This window comes from Nocardioides zeae (assembly GCF_030818655.1).
GTDB classification, from domain to species: Bacteria; Actinomycetota; Actinomycetes; order Propionibacteriales; family Nocardioidaceae; genus Nocardioides; species Nocardioides zeae_A.
The window spans coordinates 769,021-785,644 of the sequence record NZ_JAUTAN010000001.1; the positions used below are offsets into that span (position 1 = coordinate 769,021).

A 16,624-nucleotide genomic window follows, 5' to 3' on the forward strand; every position below is an offset into this window, starting at 1 on the left:
ACGCCTCAGGCCGCGGTCCACCCCGGGTCGCGGCCGAGGCGGCCGAGCAGCCGCTCGCCGGGGCTCGCGCCGTCCGGCACGGCCACCGCCGCGCCGCAGATGCCCTCGGCGTACAACGCGTCGCCCCACCCGTCCGCCGTCGCGTCGTGCGCGACCGCGTCCGCGTCGGAGATGTCGTAGGCCTGGCCCGTGGCCCGGGCGACGTCCCAGCCGTGGACGAGCAGGTCCCACGTGGAGGAAAGTCGCGCAGGGTGGCGCCGATCGTCGTGGGCCCGAAGAACCCGTCGTAGGTGCGGTCCAGCACGTCGTCCGTGAGCACGTCGGCCGTCGCGGCGACGTGCGCGCGCCACGCGGCGGCGACGTCGCCCTGCGGTCCCTCGCCCAGGTCGGGGGAGTCCCAGCGCCCGTCGCCGCCGTCGAGCACGCCGGCGAACCGCGCGGCCCGCGCCAGGTAGTCGGCCCGGATCGCGGCGGGCGTGGTGGGTCCCGGCGTGGTGGGTGCGGGCGTGGTGGGTGCGGTGGTCTCGGTCATGGGCCGCACGCTAGGCCGGGCCGCAGCCGCCCGCTTGTGACAATCGGACACGTGGCGGGAGACGGGGACGCACAGCCGGTCCAGGAGCTCGAGCCGGGCCTGCTGGTCAACCACCTCGTCGCCTGGCTCCGCGAGCACCCGGAGGTCACCCGCGTCGGCGACGTGGCGGACGCCGTCGGGCTGGGGGAGCGTGCGCTCCACCGCCTCACCACCGACCGGCTCGGGCTCTCCCCGAAGTGGCTCGTGCAGCGGCGCCGGCTCCACGACGCGGTGCTCGCGCTCAAGGCGGGGACGCGGTCGCTCGCCGGTCTCGCCGCGGAGCTGGGCTACACCGACCAGGCGCACTTCACCCGCGACTTCCGCACCGTCACGGGCACGACCCCGGGCGCCTCCCTGGCGGACCAACCGCGAGGTGGCGCGTGACCGGCTCCGTCGTCGTACCTCCGGGGCTCCTCGCCCAGGCTGCGCTCGGCGAGGACTGGGCGGACTGGCTCGCGCTGCTCCCGCGCCGCGTCGCGGACCTCCTCGACGCGTGGGAGCTCGTGGTCACGGGGCCCGCGCTCCACGGGGCCGCCTCGCTCGTCGTGCCGGTCGCGGGACGCGCGCGCGGAGCGGAGACCGCCATGCTCAAGGTCGGGCTCCCCGACGAGGAGTCGGCCCACGAGCACCTCGCCCTCCAGCGGTGGGGTGGTCGGGGCGCCGTACGCCTCCTGCGGGCGGACCCCGGGCGCTCGGCACTGCTGCTCGAGCGGCTGGAGAGCGTCGACCTCACGGACGCCTGGGACGTGGAGGCCTGCGAGGTGGTGGGTGGGCTGTACGGCGCGCTCCACCGCCCCGCGACCCCGCAGCTGCGTCTCCTGACCGACCTGGTGGGTCGGCGGGTCGCCGACCTGGAGCGCGACGCCCGCCGGGTCCCGCTCCCGCGCCGGCTCGTCGACCAGGCCCTCGGCCTCGCACGCGACCTCGTGAGCGACCCCGCGAGCACGGGACGGATGGTGCACACCGACCTGCACTTCGCCCACGTGCTGCACGCCGCCGACCGGGGGTGGGTCGCGATCGCCCCGGAACCGGTGTCGGGTGACCCGCACTACGAGCCGGAGCCGATGCTCCGCCACCGCTTCGACGAGTACGGCGCGGTGCCCGGCGACTCGGTGCGTGACGGCATCCGCCGCCGCTTCCACACGCTCGTCGACACGGCCGGCCTCGACGAGCACCGGGCGCGCGACTGGGTCGTCGTGCGGAGCGTGCTCGCCGCGCACCGGGGAGCCGACGACCGCGACCACGTGACGCGCTGCCTCACCATCGCCAAGGCCGTGCAGGACTGACGGACGGGACCCGGCAGGTCAGTCCTCCCCGAGCAGGGCCTGCAGGGCCGCCCGGTGCGCCCGGTAGGCCGTGCGCCCGGCGCGGGTCAGCTTGAACGACGTGCTCGCCCCACGTCCGCGGCCGGACTTGTGCACCGCGACGTACCCCGCCGCCTCGAGCGCGGACATCTGCTTCGACAGGTCGGAGTCGGCGATGCCGAGCCGTTCCTTGAGGAACTGGAAGGTCACCTGGTCGGCCGACGACAGCACCGCCATCGCGACGAGCCGCTTCGGGGCGTGGATGACAGGGTCGAGGTCGCCGAAACCGGAGCCGCTGGTGCGCTCCGCCTCGCTCACGCGAGCCGCTCCCGCACCGCCGCGGCCGCGCGCTCGTAGATGCGCTCGTAGGCCGCGAGGAACCCCCAGGCCACGACGGCCGTCACCGCGCCGGTGACCCACCACGGCACGAGGAGGGCCAGGCCGACGAGGGCGGCGGCCACGACGACGAACGCCAGGAAGTAGAGCCGGTAGACCCGACGGATCTCCGGCGGCTTCGGCCCGACGAGCCGGGGCAGGGCGCCGTGGTAGCGCTGGTGCCACGCCGAGTACGCCCCGACGAGGGCGGCCATGGGGATGACGATCGCGACGGTGACCAGAGCCCGCCACGTGCTGTCGATCTCGTCGGACCAGTGGAGGTCCTGGACGGCCGCCATCACGCCGAACCACAGCCCGAACGCCGGGGCGAACCACCGGGGTGAGGGCCGCTGGTCCACGTACGGCGCGGCCTCGGCGCGCTCGAGGTCGTGGAGCCGGGCCCGGACGTCATCGCTTTCCATGTCGGAAACCGTAGCTATCGCTTTCCGCTTGTGCAAGCTAGAAAGTGGCGGTCGGGTGGCCGGATCCGGCCGCAGTCCTGGACATTCCCCGCCGAGCGCTACCGCCGAGTAGGCAAAGTGATCTAGGTTACGGAGGCAACCCCCGAGGGCCCGCGACGTGGGCACGGACCCCGAGAAAGCAGGTAGACCGCAATGCCGATCAACCACGACGCCTCGTTCCTCGAGAGCATGCCGCGCAACGTGGCCGTCCAGTTCCTCGACCGCGTCGAGAAGTCCGCCGACCGCGAGGCCTACCGCTACCCGGTGGGCGACACGTGGGCGTCGGTCACGTGGCGCGAGGCGGGGGAGCGGGTCAACCGCCTCGCCGCCGGCCTGCTCGCGCTGGGCATCGAGGCCGAGCAGCGCGTCGGCATCGCCTCGGCGACGCGCTACGAGTGGATCCTCGCCGACCTGGCGGTGATGGCGGCCGGTGCCGCGACCACCACGGTCTACCCGTCGACGAACGCCGACGACACGGCGTACATCGTCGGGGACGCCGAGTGCCAGGTCGTGTTCGCCGAGGACGACGAGCAGATCGCCAAGCTGCGCGCCCACCGCGACGAGCTGCCGAGCGTGGCCAAGGTCGTCACCTTCGACGGCACCGCCGACGGCGACTGGGTGATCGGCCTCGAGGACCTCGCGGTGCTGGGCGACGGGCTGCTCGCACAGACCCCGGACGCGGTGCGCAAGGTCGCCGAGTCGATCGAGCCCGACGCCCTGGCCACGCTCATCTACACCTCCGGCACGACGGGCAGGCCGAAGGGCGTCCGCCTCCTCCACCGCGCGTGGGTGTACGAGGGCGAGGCGATCAAGAGCCAGGGCATCCTCGACGAGACGGACCTGCAGTTCCTGTGGCTCCCGATGGCGCACTCGTTCGGCAAGGTGCTCCTCAGCGTCCAGATGGCGTGCGGCTTCGCGACCGCCATCGACGGCCGCGTCGAGCGGATCGTGGACAACCTGGGGGTCGTCAAGCCGACCTTCATGGGCGCCGCGCCGCGCATCTTCGAGAAGGCCCACGGCAAGATCGTGACGATGCAGGCCAACGAGGGCGGCGCGAAGGAGAAGCTGTTCAAGAAGGCCTTCGCCGTCGGTCTCGAGGTCGACCGGCGCAAGCGCGAGGGGCAGTCGATCCCGCCGCTGCTGAAGGTGCAGCACGGGATCTTCGACAAGCTCGTGTTCTCGAAGGTGCGCGACCGCTTCGGTGGACGCGTCCGCTTCTTCATCTCGGGCTCCGCGGCGCTCAACCGCGAGGTGGCGGAGTGGTTCCACGCGGCGGGCATCCTCGTGCTCGAGGGCTACGGCCTCACCGAGACGGCCGCCGGCGCGTTCGTGAACCACCCGGAGCAGTACAAGTTCGGCTCCGTCGGTCACGTGTTCCCCGGCGGCGAGGTCAAGATCGCCGAGGACGGCGAGGTGCTCATCAAGGGCCCCAACGTCATGCAGGGCTACCACAACCTGCCCGACAAGACCGCCGAGACGCTCGACGCCGACGGCTGGCTGCACACCGGTGACATCGGCGAGCTCGACGCCGACGGCTTCCTGCGGATCACCGACCGCAAGAAGGACCTGTTCAAGACCTCGGGCGGCAAGTACATCGCGCCGTCCGCGATCGAGTCGCAGTTCAAGGCGCTGTGCCCCTACGCGAGCCAGTTCCTCGTCATCGGCAACAACCGCAACTACTGCGTCGCGCTCATCACCCTCGACCCCGACCAGGTCGCCGACTGGGCGAGCCACAACGGGATGGAGGGCAAGTCCTACACGGAGGTCGTCAGCTCGCCGGCGATGCAGAAGCTGATCGACGGCTACGTGGAGCAGCTCAACGGCCGGCTCAACCGCTGGGAGACGGTCAAGAAGCACACGATCCTCGACCACGACCTCACCATCGAGTCGGGCGAGCTGACCCCGTCGCTCAAGGTGAAGCGCCCCGTCGTGGAGCGCAACAACCAGGAGACGATCGAGAACCTGTACGCCTGAGCCGGTCACGGGGGCCGTCGGCGATCGCCGGCGGCCCCCGTGACGTGCGTGCCGGGACCTGCTCTGGAACACTCGGCCGGTGCCGTCCACCCCGCCGCCCGGCGATCCCGTCCCTGCGGACGGGTCGCTCCCGACCGACGCGCTCGCGGCGCTGGGGGACCGGCCGTTCGCGTTCTACGTGCACGTGCCCTTCTGTCGCGTGCGCTGCGGCTACTGCGACTTCAACACCTACACCGCGGCCGAGCTCGGCGGCGCCGACGCCCCGCGGGGGGCGTCACGGGCGTCGTACGTCGACGCCGCGGTCGCCGAGGTGCGGATGGCCCGCCGGGTGCTCGGCGACGTGGGCCGTCCCGTCGACACCGTCTTCTTCGGCGGCGGCACGCCGACGCTCCTGCCGCCCGAGCACCTCACCGCAGTGCTGGGCGCGATCACCGAGGAGTTCGGGCTGGCGCCCGACGCCGAGGTCACGACCGAGGCCAACCCCGACTCGGTCACCCGCGCCGACCTCGACGTGCTGCGGGCCGGGGGCTTCACGCGCCTGTCGTTCGGGATGCAGTCGTCGGTCTCCCACGTGCTGCGGGTCCTCGACCGCACCCACGACCCCGAGCGGGTCCCGGGCGCCGTCGCCGACGCCCGCGCGGCCGGCTTCGACGAGGTCAGCCTCGACCTCATCTACGGCACCGCGGGGGAGTCGGTCGCCGACTGGCGCGCCAGCCTCGAGGCGGCCCTGGCCTGCGCGCCCGACCACGTCTCGGCCTACTCGCTCATCGTCGAGGACGGCACCGCCCTGGCCCGCCGGGTGCGGCGCGGCGAGGTCGCGGCGCCCGACGAGGACGACCTGGCCGACAAGTACCACCTCGCCGACGAGGTGCTCACCGCTGCGGGCCTCACCTGGTACGAGGTCTCCAACTGGTCGCGCCCCGGCAGCGAGTGCCGCCACAACCTGGCCTACTGGCGCAGCGACGACTGGTGGGGCGTCGGGCCCGGCGCCCACTCCCACGTCGGCGGCGTGCGCTGGTGGAACGTGCGCCACCCCGTGGCCTACGCCGACCGCCTCGGCGCCGGAGTGTCACCGGGCCACGAGCGCGAGCTGCTCGACGCCGAGGTGCGGCGCGTCGAGCGGGTGCTGCTCGAGACCCGGCTGCGCGACGGTCTGCCGACGGACGTGCTCGACGACGACGGACGCGCCGCGCTGTCCGACCTGGTGGCGCGGGGGCTCGTGGAGCCGCCGGGCTCCCACGGGCCCGCCCGGGTCGTGCTCACCCGTGCGGGTCGCCTCCTCGCCGACGGCGTCGTGCGGGACCTCCTGGCCTGAGCCGGGAGGGGCCGCCCGCGATCAGCCGGCGGGGTCCGTCACGAAGTCGATGAGCTCCTCGACCCGGCCCAGCAGCGCCGGCTCGAGATCGGCGAACGAGGACACCCGGCCGAGGATCTGCTGCCAGGCGCGGGCGATGTCGGCCTGGTTGCGGTGGGGCCACCCCAGGTGCTGGCACACGCCGTGCTTCCACTCGACGGAGCGCGGGATCGTGGGCCACGCGCGCAGCCCGATGCGGTCGGGCTTCACGGCCTGCCAGATGTCGACGAACGGGTGGCCGACGATGAGCACGTGCCCGCCGACGGCCGAGCGCGCGATCGAGTCGGCGATGCGGCTCTCCTTCGAGCCCCGCACGAGGTGGTCGACGAGCACGCCGACGCGGCGCCCCGGGCCCGGCCTGAAGTCCACGAGGTGGTCGGCCAGGTCGTCGACCCCGCCGAGGAACTCCACGACCACGCCCTCGATGCGCAGGTCGTCGCCCCACACCTTCTCGACGAGCTCGGCGTCGTGCCGGCCCTCCACGAAGATCCGCGACTCGCGCGCGACCCGTGCCTTCGCGTCGTGGACCGCGATGGAGCCGGAGGCCGTGCGCGCGGGTCGCGCCGGCGCCGCCGCGGCCCGCACGGGCGCGGTCAGGATCACCGGCTTGCCCTCGAGCAGGAACCCGGGCCCGAGCGGGAACGTGCGGCGCTTGCCACGCCGGTCCTCGAGGGTCAGCACGTCGAGGTCGCGGTCGACGGTGACGATCTCGCCGCACCAGTCGGTCGTGACCTCCTCGACGACGAGCCCGAGGTCGGCCGGGTGCTCCACCGCGCGGCCGCGCTTGGGGGCACGCCAGTCGCCGGAGAGGACGTCGGTTCCGTAGCGGTCGTTCACGTCGGTAGACGCTAGGGGGCGCCACCGACGGTCCTGGCGAGCCACGCCGCGCCGGGCCGACCTCACAGCAGGGGGAGGCGCACCGCCCCCGGCGGCAGGTGGGCGTACCCGCGCCGTACGGCGTGCTCCAGCGCCTCCCGGGGGTAGGGCCAGTCGCCGGTGGCGAGTGCCGCGGACGCCGGTACGCCGCGGCCCGCCAGCTCCGCGATCGTCGCCGCCACCCGGGCGACGTCGTCGTGCTGCGCCGCGACGGTGTCCCGACCGGTCACGGCACCGTGCCCGGGGACGACGACCGAGGCGGGGGAGAGCAGGCCGAGCAGGAGCTCGAGGGAGCCGGGCCACTCCAGCGGGTGGCTGTCGGGGCCGTAGGCGGGCAGCGCCTCCACGAGGTCGCCGGCGACGAGGACGTCGGCGTCCGGCACACGCACCACCAGGTCGCCGGCCGTGTGGCCCCGTCCGGGGTGCAGGAGCTCGAGGTGGCGGTCGCCGAGGTCGACCACGTGGACCCCGGAGAACGTGGTGGTCGGCGGGACGACGCGGCTCGCACGCATCTCCTCGAGCCGCGGGTCGTCGGGAGCGGCGAGCGCCTCGGCGTCGAGCTGCGCCGGCACGCTGGCGGCCATGCGTGCGGCAGCGGTCTCGTGGCCGACGAGCGCTGCGGCGGGCCAGGCGTCGAGGACGGTGCCGTTGCCGAGCACGTGGTCGTGGTGCTCGTGGGTGGCGACGACGGCCAGCAGGGGGGTGCCGGGGGCGAGCACGCGGCGTACCCGCTCCACGAGCCCGGCGGCGGCGCGCTCGGAGGCGAGGGTGTCGACCAGCACGGCGCCCGCCGTGCCTGCGACGAGGGTGACGTTGACGTCGTACCAGGCGTGACGGGCGACCCAGACGCGGTCCGCGACCTCGGTGAACGTCCCGTCCTGCACGGGGCCCACCCTAGGTGGGTGGGTCGGCCGGGTGCGTCAGCAGAGACCGGCGTGCAGGTGCTCGCGGAGCGCGGCGGCGAGCTCGTCGGGGGTCGTGGCGTCGCCGTCGAAGTCGACGCGGCGCAGGTGGGCGCCGTCCCCGTCGACCCACCGCACCTCGACCCCGGCGGGGGACAGGTCGTGGAGCGCGGCGCCGATGAGGCGGGGCGCGGGGGTGCCGGTGCAGAGCGAGACGGCCTGGCGCAGCTCGGCGTCGTGGCACTCGTTGAGGTGCTCGGTGCAGCGCCGCAGGTAGCCCCGGTTGAGCGCGTGGGCGGGGCTCGTGAAGAGGGCGGCGGGCACCCGGTACTGCCGCGTCGAGCCGTCGGCCTGCGTGCGGATCAGCATGATGATCGTCGGCTCGATCGCCACGGCGCTCATGGCGGGGTCGCAGCACGGACGCGGCGCGGCGAGCTTGCCGGCGATGACGACCGACTCCGTCGTGCCGTCCTCCTCCACGACGCCCGAGATGATGCGGAGCAGGGCCTTCTGGCGGGACTGGCCGGCCTGCTCGACGACGGAGCCCGCGCGGCAGACGAGCGTCGGCACGCCGGAGCGGTCCTGCAGCCCGAGGTCGTCGCCGCCGAAGAGGTGCTCGGTGCCCTTGATGACCATGCTGGCGGCGGCGGGGCAGGACAGCGCGCTGCGTGCACGAGCGGCGAGCTGGTCGGGATCGGCCGACGTGAGCATGGGGAACACGAGCTACCTCCTGAGCGACTTAGGCAAGGCTAACCTAGCGTCGTCGGTCTGTCACCCAGGCTCCCGAAATTCGTCGGTGGTCGTAGCATTGGCACTCGCGCGCGAGGAGTGCCAGGCTCGGCGCGGACATCGGCGGAAGGAGCGAGGGTGGTCGAGGAGCGTCGGCTCGCCGTGCTGCGGGCCATCGTCGAGGACTACGTCGCGACCGAGGAGCCGGTGGGCTCCAAGGCGCTGGTCGAGCGGCACGGGCTGGGCGTCTCGCCCGCCACGGTGCGCAACGACATGGCGGTGCTCGAGGAGGAGGGACTGATCCACCAGCCCCACACGAGCGCCGGTCGGATCCCCACCGACAAGGGCTACCGGCTGTTCGTCGACCGGCTCACCACGGTGCGTCCCATGTCGACCGCCGAGAAGCGCGCCATCGCCACGTTCCTCGAGGGCGCGATCGACGTCGACGACGTGGTGCGCCGCAGCGTGCGCATGCTTGCGCAGCTCACCCACCAGGTGGCCGTGGTGCAGTACCCCACGCTGTCCGCCAGCACCGTCCGCCACGTCGAGGTGGTGGCGCTCGCGCCGCGCCGGCTCCTCGTCGTGCTCATCCTCTCCAGCGGGCGCGTCGAGCAGCGGCTCGTCGAGCTCCAGCACGACCTCGCCGACGACCAGGTGGCCACGCTCCGTGCGCAGGTCAACCAGGCCGTCGTGGGGGAGCGGCTGGTCGCCGCCAGCACGGCGCTGCGGTCGCTGCGCGCGGACGGACCGGACGCCACGGGGCCGGGCGAGATCCGCGACGCCGTGCTCGACGACGTCGTGACGGTGCTCGTCGAGGCGCTGGCCCACCACTCCTCCGACCAGCGGGTCGTCGTCGGCGGCGCGGCGAACCTGGCGCGCGCGGGCGAGGGCTTCGACACGATGCTGCGGCCCATGCTCGAGGCGCTCGAGGAGCAGGTGGTGCTGCTCAAGCTGCTCGGCGAGGCCACCACCGGCGGCGGGGTGACCGTGCGCATCGGGGCCGAGGGCCCCGTCGAGGAGCTGGCGGGCACGAGCGTCGTCACCGCGGGGTACGGCGCGGGCCCCGAGGCCCTCTCGTCGCTCGGCATCGTGGGGCCCACCCGCATGGACTACGCGGGGAGCATGGCCGCCGTGCGCGCCGTGGCCCGCTACATGTCGCGGATCCTCGACGAGAGCGGCAGCTGAGCCGCGACGTACTCCTCCGGGCCGGTCCCGGACACCGACCGACACGAGAACGACGGAAGCGATGGACAGGACACACGTGAGCCAGGACCTCTACGAGCTGCTCGGCGTCAGCCGTGACGCCGACGCCGACGCCATCAAGAAGGCGTACCGGCGACTGGCCCGTCAGCTGCACCCGGACGTCAACCCCGACCCGGAGACGCAGGAGAAGTTCAAGGAGGTCAGCCGCGCCTACGAGGTGCTGTCGGACCCCCAGAAGCGGGCGGCCTACGACCGCGGCGGCGACCCGTTCGGCGGTGGCTTCGGCGGCGCCGGGCAGGGCCAGGGCTTCTCGTTCACCGACATCATGGACGCCTTCTTCGGGGGCGGTGCCGGCGGTCAGGGACAGGGTGGCCGCGGTCCGCGACCGCGGCAGCGCCGCGGCCAGGACGCCCTCATCCGCCTCGACGTCGAGCTCGCCGAGGCCGCGTTCGGGGTCACCCGCGAGCTGAAGGTCGACACCGCGGTCGTGTGCGAGACCTGCGCGGGCGACGGTGCCGCCCCGGGCTCGAGCCCGCAGACCTGCAGCACCTGCCGCGGCGCGGGCGAGGTCGCCCACGTGCAGCGCTCGTTCCTGGGCGAGATCCGCACGCTGCGGCCGTGCGCCGCCTGCCGCGGCTTCGGCACGATCATCCCCGACCCCTGCCGCACCTGCTCGGGGGAGGGACGCGTGCGCTCGCGCCGCAACCTGACGATCAAGATCCCGGCGGGCGTCGACACCGGCACCCGCGTGCAGCTGACCGGTCAGGGCGAGGTGGGCCCGGGCGGTGGTCCCGCCGGCGACCTGTACGTCGAGATCCGGGTCGCCGAGCACGAGTTCTTCGTGCGCGACGGCGGCGACCTGCACTGCGTCGTCACCGTGCCGATGACCGCCGCGGCGCTCGGCGCCTCGATCACGCTGCCCCTCCTCGAGGCCGACCTCGTCACGGACGGCGCGGACAGCGACCTCGAGACCCAGACGCGGATCGAGGTGAAGCCCGGCACGCAGTCGGGGACCGAGCAGGTGCTGCGCGGGCGCGGCGTGCCCGGTCTCCGCGGCGCGGCCCGGGGCGACCTGGTCGTGACGGTGGCCGTGGAGACCCCGCAGAAGCTCGACTCGCGGCAGGAGGCCCTGCTGCGCGAGCTCGCCGAGCTGCGGGGCGAGCAGCAGGCCGACGACGGGTCCGTGCAGATGCGCCGCGGGTCGTTCTTCGACCGGCTGCGCGACAAGTTCAACCACTGAGCGGGCGCCGGTGAGCCTCCCGGTCCAGCTCTGCCCGGCGCTCGCGGACGCCCGCCCCGGCGTCGTCGTGCGGCTCGGGGGCGACGAGGCGCACCACGCCGTCGCCGTGCGGCGCACGGTGGTGGGCGAGGAGCTGCGGCTCGTGGACGGCCGCGGTCGCTCCGCGACGGGGGTCGTCGTCGCGACGGGCAAGCGGGTGCTCGACGTCGAGGTCCGCGACGTCGTCGACGAGCCCCGGCCCGGCCCCGCGATCACGGTCGTGCAGGCGCTGCCGAAGGGTGACCGCGGAGAGCTGGCCGTCGAGGTGCTGACCGAGGTCGGCGTCGAGCGGATCGTGCCGTGGGCGGCGTCGCGCAGCGTCGCCGTGTGGCGCGGCGAGCGGGCGGTGAAGTCCCACGCGAAGTGGGCCGCCACGGCGCGGGAGGCGGCCAAGCAGGCGCGGCGCGCGTGGTTCCCCGAGGTGACCCCCCTGGCCTCCACGGCTGCGGTCGCGGAGCTGGTGGCGGCCATCGACCTCGTCGTCGTGCTCCACGAGGAGGCCCGTGCGGCGCTGGGCGGGCTCGTGGTGCCCGACGCGCCCGGCGCGAGCATCGGCGTCGTGGTCGGTCCCGAGGGCGGCCTGGCCCCCGAGGAGGTGGCCGCCTTCGAGGCGGCCGGCGCCACGACCGTGCGGCTCGGTGCCGAGGTGCTGCGCACCTCGACCGCCGGGCTCGCCGCGGTCGCGGCCCTGCTGGCCCGCACGTCCCGCTGGGGCTGAGCCGCGGCGTACCCCCCCCTTCCCACCCCGGTCGTGGTGTGAGACCTGCGTATTCCGGTGGCCTCGCACCACGACCCGGGGTCAGGGGGTCAGGGGGTCAGGGGGTCAGCGCCTCATCGGACGACGACGTCCTTCGTGTCCTCGGCCGGGCCGGGGCCCTCGCCGCCCGAGGGGTCGTCGGTGCGGGCGACGAACGTGTAGGTGCCCGGGTCGAGCGCGCTCACGTCGACGGTGACCTCCCAGGGGCCGAGCCCGGTGGCCCAGTCGCCCTCGTGGGTCACGAAGCCGGAGTCCACGACCTCGTCGCCCCGGCGGAGCTCCCACGGCACGTTCGCCTCGAAGGAGCTGGCCCGGCCCGTCGCCGTGAAGCTGCCCGAGACCGTCGTGCCCTCCGCGGGGTCGGTGACGTTGACCAGCAGCAGCGTGTCGAGCTGCGGCGCGGCCTCCACCGGGTTCGCGGCGCCGGAGGCCACCGTCACGTCACCGCCGTCGGCGTCGACGAAGCGCACGGGCAGGGTGTCGCCGACGGCGGCCTGCAGGGTGTAGACGACCTGCTGCACCACGAGGGCCGCGCCCTCGCCGCCCGGCGCCGCGCCCGCGACCGTCGCGACGATCTCGTCGCCGTCCTGGGTCGCCTCCTGCACCCATCCGCTCGCGGGGTTCGTGTAGTCCGGGTCCTGCGGCGTGCCCGACAGCAGGTCGACCGCCGAGGCCAGGTCGGCCCCGCCGGGCTGGAACTCGCGGACGAGGCGGTCCCCGAGCGGGCCGGGCGTCACGAAGTAGACCGCGGTCGCGGCGTCCCCGCCGCCGTCGCCCTCGCCGGCGTCGGTGCCCCCGCCGTCCCCGGACCCCGCGTCCGACGACGTGCTCACCGGCGCGGAGGGCGAGGAGTCGCTGCTCGCGCCGTCACCGGAGGCGCCGGCGCGGTCGGAGTCGTCGGTCCCGCCGCAGGCGGCGAGCGTCAGGGCGAGCACGGCGCTGGTCGCGAGCGGGGCGACGGTGCGACGGATGGACATGTCAGGTGCCTCCTCGGGTGGGGTCGGCTCGACGGTAGTCGCCGGCCGGGCTGCCTGGTGGGTACGACGCGCGAACCGCGCCCGCGGTTGCGTGGGTCGGCCGCTCGATCGGCCACGCGGTCGGCCACTAGGTTGACCACGTGACCACCGACTGCCTCTTCTGCCGCATCGTCGCGGGCGACATCCCCGCCACGGTCGTCCACGAGACCGCGACGACCCTGGCCTTCCGCGACATCAACCCGGTCGCGCCGACCCACGTGCTCGTGGTGCCGCGCAGCCACTACGAGAACGCCGCCGCGCTCGCCGCCGGCGAGCCCGCGACGGCGGCGGGCCTGCTGACGAGCGCGAGCGCGATCGCCGAGGCGGAGGGCCTCGACGGCTACCGGCTCGTCTTCAACACCGGGGCCGACGCCGGTCAGACCGTCTTCCACGCGCACCTCCACGTGATCGGCGGCACGACGATGGGCTGGCCCGCCTGAGAAGCTGGCCCGCCTGAAAAGCGGTGGGTCCGGGGGTGGGGCCGCGGCGTACGATGGAGGAGTTCGTCTCCCGCACCGAAAGGCCGCCCCCACGGGCCTCCATGACTGAATCGCAGACTGCCGCCCGGCACACCGTGACGGTGTCCACCAGCATCGACATGGTCAGCCTCCTCGGACCGGGTGACGAGCACCTCGCGGCGTTGGAGGAGGCCTTCGGGCTCCAGGTCCACGTGCGCGGCAACCGCATCACGCTCGAGGGCGAGCCCCCGGAGATCGCGCTCGCCGAGCGCCTGCTGGGCGAGCTGGTGACGCTGATCCGCACGGGCCAGGGCGTCTCGGGCGAGACCGTGGAGCGCGTCGTGGCGATGCTGCGGGCGGAGACCACCGAGCGCCCGGCCGACGTGCTGAGCCTCAACATCCTCTCCAACCGCGGCCGCACGATCCGCCCGAAGACGGTCAACCAGAAGAAGTACGTCGAGGCGATCGACCAGAACACGATCACGTTCGGCATCGGCCCGGCCGGCACGGGCAAGACCTACCTGGCGATGGCCAAGGCGGTGCAGGCCCTGCAGAGCAAGGACGTCACGCGGATCATCCTCACGCGACCGGCGGTCGAGGCGGGCGAGCGCCTGGGCTACCTGCCCGGCACATTGAGCGAGAAGATCGACCCCTACCTGCGGCCGCTCTACGACGCGCTGCACGACATGATGGACCCCGAGACGATCCCGAAGCTGATGGCCTCGGGCACGATCGAGGTCGCTCCGCTCGCCTTCATGCGCGGCCGCACGCTCAACGACGCCTTCATCGTGCTCGACGAGGCGCAGAACACGACGCCCGAGCAGATGAAGATGTTCCTGACCCGCCTCGGGTTCGGCTCCAAGATCGTCGTCACCGGCGACACGAGCCAGACCGACCTGCCCAACGGGCAGGCGTCGGGCCTGCGCGTCGTGGAGAGCATCCTCCAGGACGTCGACGACGTCTCCTTCAACCGCCTGACCAGCGGCGACGTGGTGCGCCACCGGCTGGTCGCCAAGATCGTGGCGGCCTACGACACCTACGACTCCGACCGGTCGAGCGGCGCGGACCGCCCCGAGCGGGTCGACGGACCGCGGGGCGCGGCCCCGCGGCGTACCGGTCGGCCGCAGGCGCAGGGAGGACGACCCTCGTGACCATCGAGATCATCGACGAGTCCGACACCGACCTCGTCGACGGCGAGCGCACGGTGCGGCTGGCCCGGTTCGTGATGGACGCGATGCGCGTGCACCCCGAGGCCGAGCTGTGCATCAAGCTCGTCGACGAGCCGACCATCGCCGAGCTCAACGAGCAGTGGATGGGCAAGGAGGGGCCGACCGACGTCCTCTCGTTCCCCATGGACGAGCTGCGTCCCGGCCTGATCGACGAGGAGCCGGAGGAGGGCGTGCTCGGCGACCTCGTGCTCAGCCCCACCGTCGCGGCCCGCCAGGGCGAGACGGCCGGGCACGGCACGCTTGCCGAATTCGAGCTGCTCACGGTGCACGGCATCCTCCACCTGCTGGGCTACGACCACGCGGAGCCGGAGGAGCACAAGGAGATGTTCGGGCTGCAGGACGACCTGCTGGCCCGGTGGCGTGCGACCACCTGAGAGCATCGTCGTCCATGGATGACGTCTGGGTGGTCGTGGCCGCCGCGGGCCTGGTCGTCGTGGCCGGTCTGCTCGCCGCGGCCGACACGGCCCTCTCGGTCTTCTCCCCTGCCCGCGCCGAGGAGCTGCGGGCGGAGGGACGCGGAGGGGCGCGGTACCTCGTGCGCGTGCTCGACGACCCGCCGCGCTACCTCAACTCGCTGATCCTGCTGCGGCTCTTCGCCGAGGTGTTCGCGATCGTGCTCGTCACGCTGCGGGTCGACGAGGCGGTGCAGAGCTTCTGGGGCAGCATCCTCCTCACCGTCGCCGGCATGCTCGTCGTGTCGTTCGTCGTCATCGGCGTCGCGCCCCGCACGCTGGGCCGCCAGCACCCGGAGGTCGTCGCGCTCAGCTCGGCGCTCCCGGTGTGGCTCCTGACGCGGCTCCTGGGCCCGCTTCCGCGGCTGCTGATCCTGGTCGGCAACGCGATCACGCCCGGCAAGGGCTTCCGCGAGGGTCCCTTCTCGACGGAGACCGAGCTGCGGGAGCTCGTGGACCTGGCCGAGGCCAGCGCGGTCATCGAGTCGGGGGAGCGCAAGATGCTCCACTCCGTCTTCGAGTTCGGCGACACGATCACCCGCGAGGTCATGGTCCCGCGACCGGACGTGGTGTTCCTCGAGCGCCACCGCAACCTGCGGCAGGCCATGTCGCTGTTTCTGCGCTCGGGCTACTCCCGCGTGCCGGTCGTGGGCGAGAACCTCGACGAGGTGCTCGGCTTCGCCTACCTCAAGGACCTGGCCCGCCTCGACTTCGAGGACCGCGAGGGCGGCGCCGACATCACCGAGCGCATCGAGGACCACATGCGCCCCGCCCACTTCGTGCCCGACTCCAAGCCCGTCGCGGCGTTGCTCGCGGAGATGCAGGCGATGCGCCAGCACATCGCGGTCGTCGTCGACGAGTACGGCGGGACCGCCGGCATCGTCACCATCGAGGACGTGCTGGAGGAGCTGGTCGGCGAGATCACGGACGAGTACGACGACGAGGTCGACGTCGAGCGGGTCGACGAGGCGTCGTACCGGGTCTCCTCCCGCTTCCCCATCGACCACCTCGACGACCTGTTCGCGGGCTACGACATCGAGGAGGAGGACGTCGACTCCGTCGGCGGCCTCATGGCCAAGCACCTGGGCCTCGTGCCCATCCCCGGCTCCACGGTCGAGGCCCACGGTCTCGGCTTCCGCGCCGAGGGCACGAAGGGCCGGCGCAACCAGGTCAGCACCGTCCTCGTGACGCGGCTGGCCGACGAGGACGACGAGGACGAGGAGCGGGTGTGACGACGGAGCAGGAGCAGGTGGCAGGCCCCGAGGACCGCAAGCTGGTGACGCTGGCCCGCGCGACGCGGGCGCGGGCGCGGGCGGCGGAGGGTGCCGCGGTGCGCGACCAGGACGGCCGCACGTACGCCGCGGCGACGGTCGCGCTGCCCTCCCTGGAGGTCAGCGCGCTCGGCGTCTGCGTCGCGATGGCCATCGCGTCCGGTGCCCGGTCGCTCGAGGCGGCGGTCGTGCTGGGCGACGCGGAGGTCGTCGATGACCGCGACCTCGCGGTGGTGCGGGACTTCTCGGGCGCCGGTGTGCCCGTGCACCTCGCGGACCCGCGCGGCACGCTCCGCGGCACAGCGCTCTCCTGAGGGCGGTCTCCCGAGGGCGCTCCCGCCGGAGGGGGCGCGCCACTTGTTTGCACCCCGCAACTTGATGAGACCAAAGTCGCTACCCGGCGGCCCCTGTTC

19 protein-coding genes are annotated in these 16,624 nt (G+C 73.7%); 12 read left to right on the top strand and 7 right to left on the bottom strand.

From position 1 onward, the window contains the following. Window positions 1-5: 5 nt before the first annotated feature. Entirely contained in the window at window positions 6-350 is a 345-nt protein-coding gene (locus QE405_RS03630; protein WP_307198851.1) for a hypothetical protein, read from the bottom strand. A gap of 233 nt (window positions 351-583) precedes the next feature. Here QE405_RS03630 and QE405_RS03635 point away from each other — a divergent pair, with 233 nt between their 5' ends. Beyond that, the gene (locus tag QE405_RS03635) at window positions 584-955 is read left to right on the top strand and encodes a helix-turn-helix domain-containing protein (RefSeq protein WP_307198852.1); all 372 of its coding nucleotides are present in this window, start codon (window positions 584-586) and stop codon (window positions 953-955) included. Then, the gene (locus QE405_RS03640; RefSeq protein ID WP_307198853.1) at window positions 952-1,857 is read left to right on the top strand and encodes an aminoglycoside phosphotransferase family protein; all 906 of its coding nucleotides are present in this window, start codon (window positions 952-954) and stop codon (window positions 1,855-1,857) included. Before QE405_RS03635 ends, QE405_RS03640 begins: the two co-directional genes overlap by 4 nt. Before the next feature lie 18 nt (window positions 1,858-1,875). On the opposite strand, the gene QE405_RS03645 is transcribed toward QE405_RS03640, so the two are convergent. Continuing rightward, window positions 1,876-2,193 carry a transcriptional regulator gene (locus QE405_RS03645; RefSeq protein ID WP_307198854.1) on the bottom strand — a complete coding sequence of 106 codons (318 nt, stop codon included), beginning with the start codon at window positions 2,191-2,193 and terminating at the stop codon, window positions 1,876-1,878. Then, entirely contained in the window at window positions 2,190-2,672 is a 483-nt protein-coding gene (locus QE405_RS03650) for a hypothetical protein (protein WP_307198855.1), read from the bottom strand. The genes QE405_RS03645 and QE405_RS03650 overlap by 4 nt, the downstream gene beginning before the upstream one ends. A 192-nt stretch (window positions 2,673-2,864) precedes the next feature. Between QE405_RS03650 and QE405_RS03655 the strand changes: the two genes are divergently transcribed. Next, window positions 2,865-4,685, top strand: a complete 1,821-nt coding sequence (locus QE405_RS03655; protein ID WP_307198856.1) for an AMP-dependent synthetase/ligase — start codon at window positions 2,865-2,867, stop codon at window positions 4,683-4,685. Window positions 4,686-4,764: 79 nt separating this feature from the next. Further along, the gene (gene hemW / locus QE405_RS03660; RefSeq protein WP_307198857.1) at window positions 4,765-6,000 is read left to right on the top strand and encodes a radical SAM family heme chaperone HemW; all 1,236 of its coding nucleotides are present in this window, start codon (window positions 4,765-4,767) and stop codon (window positions 5,998-6,000) included. A gap of 21 nt (window positions 6,001-6,021) precedes the next feature. Here the strand turns inward: hemW and QE405_RS03665 are convergent, their stop codons facing one another. The 3 genes from QE405_RS03665 to QE405_RS03675 form a co-directional block, all read right to left on the bottom strand. Beyond that, the gene (locus QE405_RS03665; RefSeq protein WP_307198858.1) at window positions 6,022-6,876 is read right to left on the bottom strand and encodes a DUF3097 domain-containing protein; all 855 of its coding nucleotides are present in this window, start codon (window positions 6,874-6,876) and stop codon (window positions 6,022-6,024) included. Between the two features lie 62 nt (window positions 6,877-6,938). Beyond that, window positions 6,939-7,799, bottom strand: coding sequence for an MBL fold metallo-hydrolase (locus QE405_RS03670; RefSeq protein WP_307198859.1), 861 nt, complete (start codon window positions 7,797-7,799; stop codon window positions 6,939-6,941). A gap of 36 nt (window positions 7,800-7,835) precedes the next feature. Continuing rightward, window positions 7,836-8,537 (bottom strand): hypothetical protein, encoded by a 702-nt coding sequence (locus QE405_RS03675; protein ID WP_307198860.1) that lies wholly within the window; start codon window positions 8,535-8,537, stop codon window positions 7,836-7,838. A gap of 147 nt (window positions 8,538-8,684) precedes the next feature. On the opposite strand from QE405_RS03675, the gene hrcA reads away from it, so the two are divergent. The 3 genes from hrcA to QE405_RS03690 all read left to right on the top strand — a co-directional run bounded on the left by hrcA (window position 8,685) and on the right by QE405_RS03690 (window position 11,746). Continuing rightward, window positions 8,685-9,731, top strand: coding sequence for a heat-inducible transcriptional repressor HrcA (hrcA, locus tag QE405_RS03680; protein WP_307198861.1), 1,047 nt, complete (start codon window positions 8,685-8,687; stop codon window positions 9,729-9,731). Between the two features lie 76 nt (window positions 9,732-9,807). Continuing rightward, entirely contained in the window at window positions 9,808-10,989 is a 1,182-nt protein-coding gene (dnaJ, locus tag QE405_RS03685; RefSeq protein WP_307198862.1) for a molecular chaperone DnaJ, read from the top strand. 10 nt (window positions 10,990-10,999) lie between these two features. Continuing rightward, window positions 11,000-11,746, top strand: a complete 747-nt coding sequence (locus QE405_RS03690; protein WP_307198863.1) for a 16S rRNA (uracil(1498)-N(3))-methyltransferase — start codon at window positions 11,000-11,002, stop codon at window positions 11,744-11,746. 113 nt (window positions 11,747-11,859) lie between these two features. Here QE405_RS03690 and QE405_RS03695 read toward each other — a convergent pair whose 3' ends face one another. Next, window positions 11,860-12,762, bottom strand: coding sequence for a Gmad2 immunoglobulin-like domain-containing protein (locus QE405_RS03695; RefSeq protein WP_307198864.1), 903 nt, complete (start codon window positions 12,760-12,762; stop codon window positions 11,860-11,862). A gap of 140 nt (window positions 12,763-12,902) precedes the next feature. Between QE405_RS03695 and QE405_RS03700 the strand changes: the two genes are divergently transcribed. The 5 genes from QE405_RS03700 (at window position 12,903) to QE405_RS03720 (ending at window position 16,525) form a co-directional block, all read left to right on the top strand. After that, entirely contained in the window at window positions 12,903-13,241 is a 339-nt protein-coding gene (locus tag QE405_RS03700; protein WP_307198865.1) for a histidine triad nucleotide-binding protein, read from the top strand. Window positions 13,242-13,342: 101 nt separating this feature from the next. Next, a complete protein-coding gene (locus tag QE405_RS03705) occupies window positions 13,343-14,410 on the top strand; it encodes a PhoH family protein (protein WP_307198866.1) in 1,068 nt (355 codons plus the stop codon). Next, the gene (ybeY, locus tag QE405_RS03710) at window positions 14,407-14,862 is read left to right on the top strand and encodes an rRNA maturation RNase YbeY (RefSeq protein WP_307198867.1); all 456 of its coding nucleotides are present in this window, start codon (window positions 14,407-14,409) and stop codon (window positions 14,860-14,862) included. Before QE405_RS03705 ends, ybeY begins: the two co-directional genes overlap by 4 nt. A gap of 14 nt (window positions 14,863-14,876) precedes the next feature. Beyond that, the gene (locus tag QE405_RS03715) at window positions 14,877-16,172 is read left to right on the top strand and encodes a hemolysin family protein (RefSeq protein ID WP_307198868.1); all 1,296 of its coding nucleotides are present in this window, start codon (window positions 14,877-14,879) and stop codon (window positions 16,170-16,172) included. Beyond that, the gene (locus QE405_RS03720; protein ID WP_307198869.1) at window positions 16,169-16,525 is read left to right on the top strand and encodes a cytidine deaminase; all 357 of its coding nucleotides are present in this window, start codon (window positions 16,169-16,171) and stop codon (window positions 16,523-16,525) included. Before QE405_RS03715 ends, QE405_RS03720 begins: the two co-directional genes overlap by 4 nt. The last annotated feature ends 99 nt before the right edge of the window (window positions 16,526-16,624 follow it).

Coding starts and splice junctions, on each gene's coding strand:
- QE405_RS03650 (WP_307198855.1), bottom strand. CDS start 2,672: ATGGAAAGCGATGACGTCCGGGCCCGGCTCCACGACCTCGAGCGCGCC.
- QE405_RS03655 (WP_307198856.1), top strand. CDS start 2,865: ATGCCGATCAACCACGACGCCTCGTTCCTCGAGAGCATGCCGCGCAAC.
- QE405_RS03695 (WP_307198864.1), bottom strand. CDS start 12,762: ATGTCCATCCGTCGCACCGTCGCCCCGCTCGCGACCAGCGCCGTGCTC.
- QE405_RS03705 (WP_307198866.1), top strand. CDS start 13,343: ATGACTGAATCGCAGACTGCCGCCCGGCACACCGTGACGGTGTCCACC.
- QE405_RS03715 (WP_307198868.1), top strand. CDS start 14,877: ATGGATGACGTCTGGGTGGTCGTGGCCGCCGCGGGCCTGGTCGTCGTG.